The following is a 13664-nucleotide window of genomic DNA, read 5'->3' on the forward strand; positions in this document are numbered from 1 at the left end:
ACCCGGCCCCGGCGTCAAGCCAGACTCACACCGCGCAAACCCGGTACACCGCCAGGCTGCCGCGCCAGTTCTCGCCCCAGTTCACGGTCACGCCCTCGTGCATCACCACGCGGTCCAGCACGCGCAGGCCCACCTTGGGCGCCAGCGCCTCGAAGTCGCTGATGGTCAGCACGCGCACGTTCGGCGTGTTGTACCACTGGTATGGCAGCGATTCCGACACCGGCATGCGCCCCCGGAACACCGACAGCCGGTGCGGCCAGTAGCCGAAGTTCGGGAACGAGACGATGCACTCGCGCCCCACCCGCAGGGTGTCGCGCAGCACCTGGGCCGTGTTGTGGATGGTCTGGAGCGTCTGGGACAGGATCACCGTGTCGAAGCTCCGGTCCTCGAACAGCGCCAGCCCGCCCTCCAGGTCCTGCTGGATCACGTGCACGCCCTTCTGGGCGCAGGCCAGCACGCCTTCGTCGCGGATCTCGATGCCATACGCCTGCACATCCAGTTCGTCCTGGAGCACGCGCAGCAGGCTGCCGTCGCCGCAGCCGGCGTCCAGCACCGTGGAGTTGGGCTCGATCCAGCGCGCAATCGCGCGGAAGTCGGGCCGCAGCGCGAGGATATTGGGATTGGCGGAGGCGTTCATGCGCCGATCTCCTCGGCAATGCGTTCGTAATAGGCGCGCATCAGGTTGTGGTAGCGCGGGTCGTCGAGCAGGAAGGCGTCGTGGCCGTGCGGGGCGTCGATCTCGGCGTACGAGACCGGCCGCTTGTTATCGAGCAATGCCTTGACCAGTTCCCGGCTGCGGTTCGGCGCGAAGCGCCAGTCGGTCGTGAAGCTCGCCACCAGGAAGCTGGCCTGGGTGTGGGAGATCGCGCGCTTCAGGTCGCCGCCGTAGGCCAGCGCCGGGTCGAAGTAGTCGAGCGCGCGGGTGATCAGCAGGTAGGTGTTGGCGTCGAAGTACTCGGCGAACTTGTCGCCCTGGTAGCGCAGGTAGCTTTCCACCTGGAATTCGACGTCGAACGAGAAGCGGATGTCCTCGGACTTCAGCGAGCGGCCAAATTTCTCGGCCATGTCCTCGTCGGACAGGTAGGTGATATGGCCGATCATGCGCGCCACGCGCAGGCCGCGCTTCGGCTTGACGTTGTGCGCGTAGTAGTTGCCGCCGTGGAAGTCCGGGTCCGACAGGATGGCGCTGCGCGCCACCTCGTTGAAGGCGATGTTCTGCGCCGACAGCTTGGGCGTGGACGCCACCACGATGCAGTGGCGCAGCCGGTCCGGGTACATCAGGCTCCAGGCCAGCGCCTGCATGCCGCCCAGGCTGCCGCCCATTACCGCGGCGAACTGCGTGATGCCGAACGCGTCGGCCACGCGCGCCTGGGCGTTGACCCAGTCTTCCACCGTCACCACCGGGAACAGCGCGCCGTAGGGCTGGCCGGTGGCCGGATTGGTGCTCATCGGCCCGGTCGAGCCGAAGCAGGAACCGAGGTTGTTCACGCCGATGACGAAGAAGCGGTCGGTATCGAGCGGCTTGCCGGGGCCGACCATGTTGTCCCACCAGCCGATGTCGCGCGGGTTGTCCGCCGCGATGCCGGCCACGTGGTGCGAGGCGTTGAGCGCGTGGCACACCAGCACGGCGTTCGATGCCGCCGCATTGAGGGTGCCGTAGGTTTCCACCATCAGGTCATAGCCGGCCAGCTGGCTGCCGTTGCGCAGCGGCAGCGGCTCGGCGAAGTGCATGCGCCGGGGCGTGACGACGCCGACGGAGCCGGCTGGCAGGTCGGCGGCCGGTACGGCGGCGGGAAGAGCAACATCTGTCATGGAGGGAGCCCGCGGCGAACGGGCATAAAAAAACCCGACTGGCAGTTGCGTGTGTCGCAGCCAAGTCGGGCATGTCGCGGTGTCCCGCGCGTCGGCGCCATATCGTGGATTGCTCCCGCGAGGCACCGACCCAACCTCTTTAGCCGCATTTATAGTGGCAGCCGGCGGTCATCCTGAGATCCCCGTTGGCTGCCGCGCGCCCGCAAGCCAGTCATCAAATCGGCGCGACGCGGCCATTATAGTGCAGTTCCCGGGTGCGCTGCTGGCCGCGTGTGACGCGCCCCCGGTCCTCCCGCCGGGTTCAGCCCAGCAGGATCCGCAGCTGGGTGTCGATGTTCTCGCCCGGCGCCTTGCGGAAGCCGCTCTTCACGTAGCGGTGCCACTGGCCCTGCACGGCGGCCGTGATCAGCGCCACGCGCACCGGGATGTCGGCGTCGGCCGGGAAAGCGGCCTGCGTGACGGCCACCTTCAGGCACTGGCGCAGCGACGCCTCGATCCGGTCCACCATCTGGTTGATGCGCTCCTGCAGCCGTTCGTGCTCGCCCACCAGCGCCTCGCCGGTCAGCACGCGCGTCATGCCGGGGTTCTTCTCGGCAAACGACAGCAGCATCCGCACGATGGCCTGCACCTGGCGCAGGCCATGCTCCTCCTGCGTGGTGATCTGGTTGATCAGCCCGAACACGGTCTGCTCGATAAAGCCGATCAGGCCCTCGAACATCTGCGCCTTGCTGGCGAAATGGCGGTACAGCGCGGCTTCCGAGACCGACAGCCTGGCAGCCAGCGCCGCCGTGGTGATCTTTTCCCCGCGCGGATGCTCGAGCATGCCGGCCAGCGTCTGGAGGATCTGGATGCGCCGTTCGCCGGGGCGCGGTCGCTTGCGCGTGGGCCCTTCGGCGGTCTGGATGGCGGTGGCGGCCACGAGCGGCGGCGCCTCCGGCTGGCTTTCGATGGTTTGCGTCATGACCCGGTTCTCCGTATTCGTCGTAGGAGTTGATGCATCGATTGTACTTTTATGTCCACATAGCCGGGCCGATTCACCACGCGCGCCCGTACGCGCGGGGCATGGTCGGGCAACTGCTGCGGCGCCGTGCCGTATTGTGCGCCATCCGCGCCAGGTGGCGGAAGCTGCGCTTCGGCGGCCATCATCGTCACCGAGCGCTCCTGGGCGCCGTGGGCCACGTGCTGGCGGTCTTCGGCGGCCAGCGCGGTGCGCGTGGCGGCGTCGGCCACGGCGCCCGGCACGGCGGCATCGACCGGGACCGGAGCCGTCGCCGGCACCGCATGGGGCTGCGATGGCGCCAGCGTGCGCAGGTAGCCCGTCACCCAGGCGGTGCGGATACCCGTGCCCGCATAGTGTTTCAGATGCGACAGCGTGTCTTCCACCAGCACCGCGCGATGGGGCGCCACGCCGGTGCGCGCCAGCAACCGGCGCAGCATGCGGCGGTCAGGCTTGGGCCGCAGATGGCCGTGCACCCACATGTCCTCGATGGCCACCACGCGCTCGAAGCAGCGTTCGATGCCGGCAATCGCCATGACCGCCCGCGCGTAGTCGCGCGGCGCGTTGGTGACCAGGATCTTGCGCCCGGGCAGCCGGCGCAGCGCGGCGGCCAGCCCGCGCCGCACGCGCACCATCTCGGCCAGCGCCGGGAAGTCGTGGGCCTCGTGCAGGAAATCGGCCGCATCCACGCCATGGTGGCGGATCATGCCGAGCAGGGTGGCGCCGTAACGCTGCCAGTACTCCACCCGCACGCGGCTGGCGGTGGCCTCATCGGCGCCGAGCACGCGCGCCACGTAGGCGGTCATGCGCCGGTTGATGGCCGGGAAGATCGCATGCGAGGCGTCGTGCAGCGTGTTGTCCAGATCGAACAGCCAGACGATGTCGCCCGACTGGTCGCCCGCTGGCCGGCGCACCCGCGGATGCCGGGGGCGCTGCCGCGCGGCGGGAGTCGATGCCTCCGACGGGCGCGCGTGCGCCACGCCGCGGCGCTGGTGAGGTTGTCTGAGGAACACGCCGGGCTGCAGGGGGATGACTTGTGGGAGGGGGTGCGGGCGCGGCGGCGTGAATCCGCCCGCGCCCGCGAACCGGCTACGTGCGCGGCTCAGTGCGAGCGGATCATCGTGCCGAACGCCTGCTCGGTCAGGATTTCCAGCAGCAGCGAGTGCTCGATACGGCCGTCGATGATGTGGACCGAGTGTACGCCGCTCTTGGCGGCGTCCAGCGCCGACGAGATCTTCGGCAGCATGCCGCCCGAGATCGTGCCATCGGCAAACAGCTCCTCGATCTCGCGTGCGGACAGGTCGGTCAGCAGGTTGCCCTTCTTGTCCATCACGCCCGGGATGTTGGTCATCATCACCAGCTTCTCGGCCTTGAGGATCTCGGCCATCTTGCCGGCGACCACGTCGGCGTTGATGTTGTACGCCTGGCCGTCATCGGAGAAGCCGATCGGGGAGATCACCGGGATGAACGCGTCATCCTGCAGCGCCTTGACCACGGCCGGGTTGATCGCCTCGATATCGCCCACGTAGCCGATGTCGATGAAGGTGCCGGGCTTTTCGCGGTCCGGCATCTGCAGGCGCTTGGCGCGGATCAGGCCGCCGTCCTTGCCGGTCAGGCCCACGGCCTGGCCGCCGTACTGGTTGATCAGCATGACGATGTCCTGCTGCACCTCGCCGCCGAGCACCCACTCCACCACTTCCATGGTTTCCTCGTCGGTGACGCGCATGCCCTGGATGAACGTGCCGACCTTGCCCACCTTCTTCAGGGCTTCGTCGATCTGCGGCCCGCCGCCGTGCACCACCACCGGGTTCATGCCCACCAGCTTCAGCAGGATCACGTCGCGCGCGAAGCCGTGCTTGAGCTTCTCCTCCGTCATCGCATTGCCGCCGTACTTGACCACGATGGTCTTGCCGTGGAACTTGCGGATATAGGGGAGCGCCTCGGCAAGGATCTCGGCCTTGAGGGAGGGGGCGATGGCGGCAACCGTGGTGGTGGCCGGCCCAGGATTGTCGGCGTTCATGGCAAGGGACATCCGTTGGAATCAGCAGGTATCATGGCGAATCCGTCCGCCGGACTGGCTTTGACGGGCAGGCGCCGATTTTACAAGAAACCGCGCGGCACGCGCGAAGACGACAAGAACCTCAGCCCCGGCATGCCCGATGCCGCCCCAGCAATGAGCCTCGATCCCGCCGAACTTCAGGCCGTGCGGCCCTATCTGCTGCGCTTTGCCCGGTTGCAGCTGCGCGACGAGGCGCTCGCCGAAGACGCCGTTTCCGAGACCCTGCTGGCCGCGCTGGAGCACCCGGAGCGCTTTGCGGGCCAGTCGGCGCTGCGCACGTGGCTGGTCGGCATCCTCAAGCACAAGATCGTCGATCTCCTGCGCAGCGGCAGGCGCGAAGTGCGTCTGGCGCTGGCCACCGGCGACGATGGCGAGCCGCAATCCGAGCAGGACGCCTTCGACGCGCTGTTCACGCGCAACGGCCACTACCAGCATCCGCCCTCCGACTGGGGCGATCCCGACCGCACTTTCGAGCGGCGCGAGTTCTTCGAAGTGCTGCAAACCTGCGTCGACCGCCTGCCCGCCAAGGCTGCGCGGATTTTCATGATGCGGGAATGGCTCGAACTGGAGACCGAAGAAATCTGTCAGGCCTTGCAGATCAGCGCGACCAACGCATGGGTGATGCTGTACCGCGCCCGCATGCGGCTGCGCGAATGCCTGGAAGTGAAATGGTTCGGCAACCGTGGTGCGAATACAACAATCGCCCCCGCCGCGCCGTCGCGCTGACCCAACCCGTCTATCTATATAGGCCGAATCCGTCTCATGTCCGAACCCCGCCGCCGCCTGCTGCCGAACTGCGAGGAAATCCATCACCTGACCATGAAGGGCATGGACCGGCCCCTGACGTGGGGGGAGCAGTTGCGCCTGCGCGGCCATCTGGCCATCTGCGCCACCTGCACCCACTTCAGCGGACAGATGCGGATGATGCGCGAGGCCATGCGCCGACTCGGGCAGGAAGACGACGGGCCCAGGCCATGACCGATCCATCCACCATCCAGACCGGCCAGCTGCGCCCCGTGGAACGGTGCAGCGGCTGCGGCGCGGCGTTCGTCTGCGGCTACGTGGCGGGCCTGCCCGAATGCTGGTGCGCCAGTCAGCCGCTGCTGCCGGCGCGCCAGATCGTCGCGGGCCAGCATTGCCTGTGTCCGGATTGCCTGAAGGCCCGGCGGGACGCCTCGCAAGACACCTAAAGCCCGAAAAATTCCGCTCGACGAATGGCATAACCGGAGACTTCCGGTTTAATATTCGCCACATGAATAGCCTACGCGGAATCGACCTCAATCTGCTCGTGGTGCTCGAGGCACTGTTTGCCGAGCGCCATATCTCGCGCGCCGCACTGCGGCTGCAACTGAGCCAGCCAGCGGTCAGCCATTCGCTGGCGCGGCTGCGCCAGTTGCTCGACGACCCCCTGCTCGTGCGCGGCCAGGGCGGGCTCGTGCTCACGCCCCGCGCGCATGAACTGACCGCCCCGCTGGCCGAAGCGCTGGCACAGGTGCGCATCCTGCTCGGCCCGGGCGGCTTCCAGCCGTCCATGGCGCGCCGCACCTTCCGGCTGGCGATGTCCGACTACGGCGCGCTGGTGGTGCTGCCCCGGCTGCTGCGCGCGGTGCGCAAGGCCGCGCCGAACATCGACCTGGTGGTCACGCAGGCCAGCCGCGAGACCATGACGGCGCAAGTGGCCGACGGCGAGCTCGACATGGCGCTGGGCGCCTTCACCTACCAGCCGGAAGGCGTGCGCACGGCGCTGCTGTTCGACGATGATTTTGCGTGTGCGGTGGATGCCGCCACGGTGCGTGACACCGGCCGGCTCGATCACGTGGCCTACCTGGCGCGCTCCCACGTGCTGGTGAGCGCGGCGAGCGAGCGCGGGGAGTTGATCGACGCCACCGTCGCGCGCCTGGGCGGTCGCCGCAAGATTGCGTGCACGGTACCGCACTGGAGCGTGGCGCCGGCGCTGATCGCCGGCACCAACATGGTCCTGACGGCGGCCCGGCGCACGCTGGAAGCGCTGGAAGACCCGCGCCTGACCATTTTCGAGGCGCCGTTCTCGATTCCCGGCTTCAGCTACAGCATGATCTGGCCCGAGCGGGCCGAGGCCGATCCGGGCCACACCTGGCTGCGTGAGCGGGCACTGCAGGCAGCGGCGGCGCCGGCATCGGAAGCGGAGGCGGCGATCAGCCTGCGCGGCTGACCTTCCGGAGGGATCGGGCGATCCCAGCCTTAGTGCTTGTGGTCGCCATGGCCGCCGGCGCCTGCCGGCGGCGCGCCGGCGGTCAGGTCACGCACCTGCGCCTTGACCTGCTGCTCGACGATCTTGCCGTTCTGCTCGATCTTCAGCGTCAGCGGCACGGTATCCCCGGCCTTGAGCTGGGACTTCAACCCCATCAGCATGATGTGATAGCCGCCCGGCTTGAGTTCCACATCCTGCATCTGCGGCAGGTCCAGCGACGGCAGCTGGCGCATGCGCATCACGTTGTTCTCCATCTTCATCTCATGCAGCTCGGCGGCAGCCACGGGCGACGACACGCCCACCAGCTTGGCCGATTCATGCGCATGCAGCGTCATGAACGCGCCGGAGGCCGACTGGGCCGGCACCGTGCCGCGCACCCAGGCATTGCTCACGTCCACCTGTGCCAGCGCGTGTGCGCTGCCCAGCAGGCCGGCCAGGGCCAGGGTGACGATCGAGGCGGCGCGCGGCGCGCGAAAACGGGCTTGCATCGGTAACATCTCCACGAAATCAACGGAATTCAGCGAAAGGCGGCTATTAGACCATGGCGCTCCCGAACCTGCCGGGCATGGCAACCGCGTAGTCTGGCAGCGCCGGGGGCCGGCCTGAATGCGGCACGGTGTCGCACGCCGGGCCGCCGCCGCCGCGCGGCATGGCGGCATTGCTACACTGCCGGCATGCCGCCCTCCACGTCTACCCCGCGCCTTACCGCAGCGCCCGCACCCCCTGCCCCGACTGCCCCGGCCCCCCCCTCCGCGCCGGCGCCCGCTCCGGCCATGCCGCGCGTGGCGCCCCAGCGCCACGGGTTGGTGAGCCTGCGCCGCCTGTGCTGGCTGCGCTGGGCGTTGCTGGCAGGACAGGCGCTGCTGCTGGTGTCGTGCGAATCGGTGGCCGGCATCCACCTGCCCTACAAGCCGCTGCTCTACCTGTTCGCCGCGCAGGCCATCTTCAATGTGATTACGGTGGTGCGGCTGCACTGGCACGGGCGGCACAACACCGTGCCGTCGGACGCCGAGCTGATGGCCCAGATGATCGTGGACCTGACCGCGCTGTCGGCCATCCTGTTCTACACCGGCGGCGCCACCAATCCCTTCGTCTCGTTCTACCTGCCGGGGCTGGCCATCGCATCGGCCATCCTGCCGTGGCGCTTCGTCTCGGCGCTCGCGCTTTACGCGCTGGCGTGCTATTCGCTGCTGCTGCTCGAATACGTGCCGCTGCACCTGCACAATCCGGACAACGCGGTGAACTACCACCTGGCCGGCATGTGGCTGAACTTCGTGGCCAGCGCGGTGATGATCGCCTTCTTCGTGGCGCGGCTCTCGGGCGTGCTGCGCCAGCGCGATGCCCAGCTGAACCTGGCCCGCGAGCAGTTGCTGCGGGAGTCGCGCGCCGAGGCGCTGAACGATCAGGCGGCGGCCGTCGCGCACGAGATCGGCACGCCGCTGGCCACGCTGGCGGTCATCGCTGGCGAACTGCGGGGCGATGCCTCCGACGCGGCGCGCGCGAACACGCCGGTCGCCGACTACCTCCCCGATTTCCGCACGATGGAGCAGCAGCTGGACCTGTGCCGCTCGATCCTGGCCCGGCTGCGCGCGGACCGCGAACCGCTGGCGCCGCAGCCACTCGACACCTGGCTCGCGCCGTTCGTCGAACGCTGGCAGTTGCGCCACCCGCAGGCCAGCCTGCAATCGACGCTGGCCCCGGACGCCGCCACGCAGCCCGTGGACGCCGCGCGCGTGAGCCAGATCCTGACCATCCTGCTGGACAACGCCGCACGCAGCCAGCAGGCCATGGGCCACGCGATGCGCCAGGCGCCGCCGCTACGGCTGGATATCACCGGCGATGGCCACGCGCTGCGCTTCGCCGTCACCGACCACGGCGGCGGCATCCCCCCGGCGCTGCGCGCGCAACTGGGCGAGGCCCCCGTGGCCAGCACGCATGGCGGCCAGGGCATCGGCCTCTATCTCGCACAGAGCGCCGCGCGCCAGCTTGGCGGCAGCCTCTCCTGGCAGGACCACCGCGCCGGCGGCACCGTGGCCCTGCTGCGCCTGCCGCTGGCCGGCGCGGCCCCGCTCAACCTGACTTCCCCCGACTTCCAACCGTGATGACAGACGCCCCCGCGCCCACCGACGCAACGCCCTTCCTGGTGATCGATGACGACGAGGTCTTCTCAGGCACGCTCGCGCGGGCGCTGACGCGGCGCGGCTATGCGGTGCAGGTGGCCCACCACGGCAGCGCGGCGCTGGCGCTGGCCGCGCGCACGCCGTTTGCCTACATCACGCTGGATCTGCATCTGGGGCCGCCCGCCGAGGCCAGCGGCACGGCGCAGGCGGAATCGGGCCTGCATCTGGTGGCGCCGCTGCGCGCCGCGCTGCCGGATGCGCGCATCCTCGTGCTGACCGGCTACGCCAGCATCGCCACGGCCGTGGCGGCGGTCAAGCAGGGGGCGGACGAATACCTGGCCAAGCCGGCCAATGTCGATTCGATCCTGACGGCGCTGATGGCGGGGATTTCGGAAGAGGCAGCCGAGGCAGCGCTGGAGGAGCCCACGCCGCTATCGGTGGCACGGCTCGAATGGGAGCATATCCAGCGCGTGCTCACCGAGCACGGCGGCAATATCTCGGCCACGGCGCGGGCGCTGAACATGCATCGGCGCACCTTGCAGCGCAAGCTCGGCAAGCGGCCGGTGTCGCGCTAGGTACGCCAGGCGCGCCAGGGCGGAGAGAAACGACTTACAGGCGCAGCTGGACGTAGTCCCAGCCCAGGTCATCGGCGGACGACTCATGCGCCACGCCGGCCATGCGCACGGCGTCACTGGCGTGGCGGTCGGCCAGCGTGACCAGCTCGCCCGAGGCGATGGCCAGCGCCGTGGCGGCGGCCTGGCCCTCGTGCGCGGCCTGCCGCTCGGGCTGGTCCGCATGGACCGAGGCCGAAGCCGGGATCGGCAGCGCGGCGGCGGCGGCCGGGGTCACGGCGGGCCGGACGCACAGGAAGATGGTGGCGGCGGTGATGCTCGCCACCACGCTCACGGTGGCGATGGCAACGCGGCGCTTGCGCACCTGGTTGCGTTTGAAAAAAAGCGTGCGCGAATCATGGCGCGACATAGGGACTCCCGGCAGGTGTTTGAAGTGAAGTGCGGTGGCTCCCGCTCCGGTCCATCGACCAGCAAGGTGCGCAAGGGTCGCATTTCGACGAGGTTCGGCGCCAGCATGCTTACCAATGCTTACGGTCGTTACCGGCGGGAGGCATCCGCGCAGGCGCCTGACACATTGCGGTCAAGACCCCAAAACAAAACGAGCCAGACTCGGTCTGGCTCGTTGTTCCTTCAAACCCGCCGGGGCGGCTTACAGCACGTAGCGCGACAGGTCCTCGTTGCCGGCCAGGTCGCCCAGGCGCTCATCGACATACTTGCCGTCGATGGTCACCGTCTCGCCCGAGGAGCGGGTGGCGTGGAACGACAGGTCTTCCAGCAGCCGCTCCATCACCGTGTACAGCCGGCGCGCGCCGATGTTCTCGACCTTCTCGTTCACCGAGAACGCGATCTCGGCCAGCCGGCGGATGCCGTCCTGCGCGAACTGCAGGTCCACCTCTTCCGTCTTCAGCAGCGCCTGGTACTGCTTGGTCAGGCTGGCGTCGGTCTGGGTGAGGATGGCCTCGAAGTCCTGCACGGACAGCGATTCCAGCTCCACGCGGATCGGGAAACGGCCCTGCAGCTCGGGAATCAGGTCGCTCGGCTTGCTCAGGTGGAACGCGCCCGAGGCGATGAACAGGATGTGGTCGGTCTTGATCATCCCGTACTTGGTGTTCACCGTGGTGCCTTCCACCAGCGGCAGCAGGTCGCGCTGCACACCCTGGCGCGACACCTCGCCCCCGCCCACATCGCTGCGGCTGGCAATCTTGTCGATCTCGTCCAGGAACACGATGCCGTTCTGCTCGACGTTGGCGATGGCCTTGTGCTTCAGCTCCTCCTCGTTGACGAGCTTGGCGGCCTCTTCGTCGATCAGCAGCTTGAACGCTTCCTTGACCTTCATCTTGCGGCGATGCTTCTTGCCCTGGCCCAGCCCGGCGAACATCGTGCGGATCTGCTCGGTCATGTCCTCCATGCCCGGCGGGCCCATGATGTCCATGCTCGGCAGGCCGGCGGCCACTTCCAGCTCGATATCCTTGTCATCGAGCTGGCCCTCGCGCAGCTTCTTGCGGAAGGCCTGGCGCGTGTTCGAGTCCTTGTCCTCGGTCTGGGCGAAGCCGATGTCGCGCGGCGGCGGCAGCAGCACGTCCAGCATGCGGTCCTCGGCCGCGTCCTCGGCCTTGGTGCGCACCTTCTTCATTTCCGATTCGCGCGTCTGCTTGATGGCCATCTCAGCCAGGTCGCGCACGATGGTGTCCACGTCGCGGCCGACGTAGCCCACTTCGGTGAACTTGGTGGCCTCGATCTTGATGAACGGCGCATCGGCCAGCTTGGCCAGCCGGCGCGCAATCTCGGTCTTGCCCACGCCGGTGGGCCCGATCATCAGGATGTTCTTCGGGGTGATTTCCTGGCGCAGCGGGTCTTCCACCTGCTGGCGGCGCCAGCGGTTGCGCAGCGCCACGGCCACGGCCTTCTTGGCCTTGTTCTGGCCGATGATGTGCTTGTCGAGTTCGGAAACGATTTCCGACGGGGTCATGGTTTGCGACATGGTATCCGGGGGGTTCAGTGCAGGGCGTTGCAGCGCCACGCGGCGACGTTTATTCCAGCGTCTCGATGACGAAGTTCGTGTTCGTGTAGATGCAGAGCTCGCCGGCGATGGTCAGCGCCTTCTCGACCACATCCTGGGGGGCCAGCTCGGTGTTCTCGACCAGCGCCTTGGCCGCCGACTGCGCGTACGCGCCGCCCGAGCCGATGGCCGCGATGCCGCCCTCGGGGTCCAGCACGTCGCCGTTGCCGGTAATGACCAGCGTGGTGTCGCGGTCGGCCGTGATCAGCATGGCCTCGAGCCGGCGCAGCGCGCGGTCCGAGCGCCAGTCCTTGGCCAGGTCCACCGCGGCGCGGGTCAGGTTGCCCTGGTACTTCTCCAGCTTGGCCTCGAAGCGGTCGAGCAGCGAGAAGGCATCGGCCGTGCTGCCGGCAAACCCGACCAGCACCTTGCCGTTGTAGATGCGGCGCACCTTGCGCGCCGTACCCTTCATCACGATATTGCCGAGAGTGACCTGGCCGTCACCGCCAAGCGCGACCTGGTTGCCGCGCCGGACGCTGACGATGGTAGTGCCGTGATACTGTTCCATGGTGCCTTCGTGGTCCTTCTGTGATCTGTGGAATGTGTCAGGGGGGTAGGTGGCGACACGCGGCGCGCTTTCAAGAGCCGCAGGCATCACAAGCGCCCGACACGGGCAATCCACACAATATAGAAGGTAGAGGCGCCCGGCTGGAGGCCAAAACAAAAAGGCCACGCATCGCTGCGTGGCCTTCTGCTTCCGGACTGACTCCGGGACTTAGTCCGCGCTTAGTCCGCGTACACCCCGGCCTTCTTGATCACCGGCGTCCACTTGTTGATTTCCGACGTCAGGAACGTGCGCAGCGAATCCGGCGTGGCGCGCTGGGCCGGCACGGCCTCGGCACCCAGCTCGGCCATCTTGGCGCGGAAGGTCGGGTCGGTCACCGCCTTCTGCAGCGCGGCGGAGAGCTTGTCGATCACCGGCTTCGGCGTGCCCTTCGGGGCGTACATGGCGTGCCAGATTTTCACTTCCACGCCCGGCAGGCCCTGCTCGGCCGCGGTCGGGATGTCCTTGAAGGCCTCCACGCGGCGCGACTGCATGGCCGCGTACGGCTTCAGCGCGCCCGCCTTCAGCTGGCCGGCGATGTTGGTGGTCTGGTCGCACATCAGGTTGACCTGGCCGCCCAGGATGTCCGTCAGCGCCGGCGCCGTACCCTTGTACGGCACGGTGGTCAGCTCGGTCTGGATCGCGCTCTGGAACAGCAGGCCGCACAGGTGCGAGGCCGAGCCGATACCGGCGTTGGCCAGCGACAGCTTGCTGGCATTGGCCTTGATGTACGGCACCAGGTCCTTGAAGGTGGCCGGCGGCAGCTGCTTGTTGCCCACCAGCACCATCGGCACGTCGGCCACTTCACCGACCATCTCGAAGTCCTTGAGCGGGTCGAAGCCGAGGTTCCGGTACAGCGCCGGGGCCGTGGACATGCCGATGTGATGGATCAGGATGGTGTAGCCGTCGTTCTTGGACTGGGCCACCTTCTTGGCCCCGATGGTGCCGCCGGCGCCGCCGAGGTTCTCGATCACGATGGTGGTGCCCAGGTGCTTGGACATGACCATGGTCAGCTCGCGCGCCACCTTGTCGGTCGGGCCGCCGGCCGCGAACGGCACCACGGCCTGGACGGGCTTGTTGCCCGGATATTCCTGAGCCTGGGTCCCCGTGGAAACGCCCACGCCGGCAACAGCCAGCGCGGCCGCGAAATGCATTGCAACTCGTTTCATTACTGTCTCTCCTGGATACCCTGCTTTTCCCGTTCTCACCGTCCGCCCTGCCTCCCTCGCTCTTCACGCTTGCCGCCGGCCGGGCCGCCTGGGAGGCGGCGC

At 68.2% G+C, this 13664-nt stretch carries 16 protein-coding genes; 6 read left to right on the top strand and 10 right to left on the bottom strand.

Annotation, left to right across the window (positions count from 1 at the left end; all coding sequences use genetic code 11):
* Positions 1-25 precede the first annotated feature (25 nt).
* The 5 genes from metW to argB all read right to left on the bottom strand — a co-directional run bounded on the left by metW (position 26) and on the right by argB (position 4829).
* A complete protein-coding gene (gene metW / locus AB4120_RS02805) occupies positions 26-637 on the bottom strand; it encodes a methionine biosynthesis protein MetW (protein WP_144199180.1) in 612 nt (203 codons plus the stop codon).
* Entirely contained in the window at positions 634-1812 is a 1179-nt protein-coding gene (gene metX, locus AB4120_RS02810) for a homoserine O-succinyltransferase MetX (protein WP_149136898.1), read from the bottom strand. Before metX ends, metW begins: the two co-directional genes overlap by 4 nt.
* A 301-nt stretch (positions 1813-2113) precedes the next feature.
* Positions 2114-2773 (bottom strand): nucleoid occlusion factor SlmA, encoded by a 660-nt coding sequence (gene slmA / locus AB4120_RS02815; RefSeq protein WP_149136899.1) that lies wholly within the window; start codon positions 2771-2773, stop codon positions 2114-2116.
* Complete coding sequence (locus AB4120_RS02820; protein ID WP_149136900.1) at positions 2770-3822, bottom strand: pyrimidine 5'-nucleotidase; 1053 nt, start codon at positions 3820-3822, stop codon at positions 2770-2772. Before AB4120_RS02820 ends, slmA begins: the two co-directional genes overlap by 4 nt.
* Positions 3823-3911: 89 nt before the next feature.
* Complete coding sequence (gene argB / locus AB4120_RS02825; protein ID WP_092291393.1) at positions 3912-4829, bottom strand: acetylglutamate kinase; 918 nt, start codon at positions 4827-4829, stop codon at positions 3912-3914.
* Positions 4830-4982: 153 nt separating this feature from the next.
* On the opposite strand from argB, the gene AB4120_RS02830 reads away from it, so the two are divergent.
* The 4 genes from AB4120_RS02830 (at position 4983) to AB4120_RS02845 (ending at position 7059) form a co-directional block, all read left to right on the top strand.
* The gene (locus AB4120_RS02830) at positions 4983-5594 is read left to right on the top strand and encodes a sigma-70 family RNA polymerase sigma factor (protein ID WP_149137605.1); all 612 of its coding nucleotides are present in this window, start codon (positions 4983-4985) and stop codon (positions 5592-5594) included.
* Between the two features lie 36 nt (positions 5595-5630).
* The gene (locus tag AB4120_RS02835; protein ID WP_149136901.1) at positions 5631-5846 is read left to right on the top strand and encodes a zf-HC2 domain-containing protein; all 216 of its coding nucleotides are present in this window, start codon (positions 5631-5633) and stop codon (positions 5844-5846) included.
* Positions 5843-6058 carry a cysteine-rich CWC family protein gene (locus AB4120_RS02840; protein WP_149136902.1) on the top strand — a complete coding sequence of 72 codons (216 nt, stop codon included), beginning with the start codon at positions 5843-5845 and terminating at the stop codon, positions 6056-6058. The genes AB4120_RS02835 and AB4120_RS02840 overlap by 4 nt, the downstream gene beginning before the upstream one ends.
* A gap of 62 nt (positions 6059-6120) precedes the next feature.
* Entirely contained in the window at positions 6121-7059 is a 939-nt protein-coding gene (locus AB4120_RS02845) for a LysR family transcriptional regulator (protein WP_149136903.1), read from the top strand.
* 29 nt (positions 7060-7088) lie between these two features.
* Here the strand turns inward: AB4120_RS02845 and AB4120_RS02850 are convergent, their stop codons facing one another.
* Complete coding sequence (locus tag AB4120_RS02850; RefSeq protein ID WP_149136904.1) at positions 7089-7586, bottom strand: copper chaperone PCu(A)C; 498 nt, start codon at positions 7584-7586, stop codon at positions 7089-7091.
* A 285-nt stretch (positions 7587-7871) separates the two neighbouring features.
* Here AB4120_RS02850 and AB4120_RS02855 point away from each other — a divergent pair, with 285 nt between their 5' ends.
* Complete coding sequence (locus tag AB4120_RS02855; protein WP_441641829.1) at positions 7872-9200, top strand: ATP-binding protein; 1329 nt, start codon at positions 7872-7874, stop codon at positions 9198-9200.
* A complete protein-coding gene (locus AB4120_RS02860; protein WP_149136905.1) occupies positions 9200-9793 on the top strand; it encodes a response regulator transcription factor in 594 nt (197 codons plus the stop codon). Before AB4120_RS02855 ends, AB4120_RS02860 begins: the two co-directional genes overlap by 1 nt.
* A 34-nt stretch (positions 9794-9827) precedes the next feature.
* Here the strand turns inward: AB4120_RS02860 and AB4120_RS02865 are convergent, their stop codons facing one another.
* The 4 genes from AB4120_RS02865 to AB4120_RS02880 all read right to left on the bottom strand — a co-directional run bounded on the left by AB4120_RS02865 (position 9828) and on the right by AB4120_RS02880 (position 13562).
* Complete coding sequence (locus tag AB4120_RS02865; RefSeq protein WP_149136906.1) at positions 9828-10199, bottom strand: hypothetical protein; 372 nt, start codon at positions 10197-10199, stop codon at positions 9828-9830.
* A gap of 240 nt (positions 10200-10439) precedes the next feature.
* Positions 10440-11771, bottom strand: coding sequence for an ATP-dependent protease ATPase subunit HslU (gene hslU / locus AB4120_RS02870; protein ID WP_149136907.1), 1332 nt, complete (start codon positions 11769-11771; stop codon positions 10440-10442).
* Positions 11772-11820: 49 nt separating this feature from the next.
* The gene (hslV, locus tag AB4120_RS02875) at positions 11821-12357 is read right to left on the bottom strand and encodes an ATP-dependent protease subunit HslV (RefSeq protein ID WP_144199209.1); all 537 of its coding nucleotides are present in this window, start codon (positions 12355-12357) and stop codon (positions 11821-11823) included.
* A gap of 218 nt (positions 12358-12575) precedes the next feature.
* Complete coding sequence (locus tag AB4120_RS02880; RefSeq protein ID WP_149136908.1) at positions 12576-13562, bottom strand: tripartite tricarboxylate transporter substrate-binding protein; 987 nt, start codon at positions 13560-13562, stop codon at positions 12576-12578.
* Positions 13563-13664: the final 102 nt, after the last annotated feature.

This window comes from Cupriavidus sp. 2KB_3, assembly GCF_052115685.1.
In the GTDB taxonomy this organism is placed as follows: domain Bacteria; phylum Pseudomonadota; class Gammaproteobacteria; order Burkholderiales; family Burkholderiaceae; genus Cupriavidus; species Cupriavidus campinensis.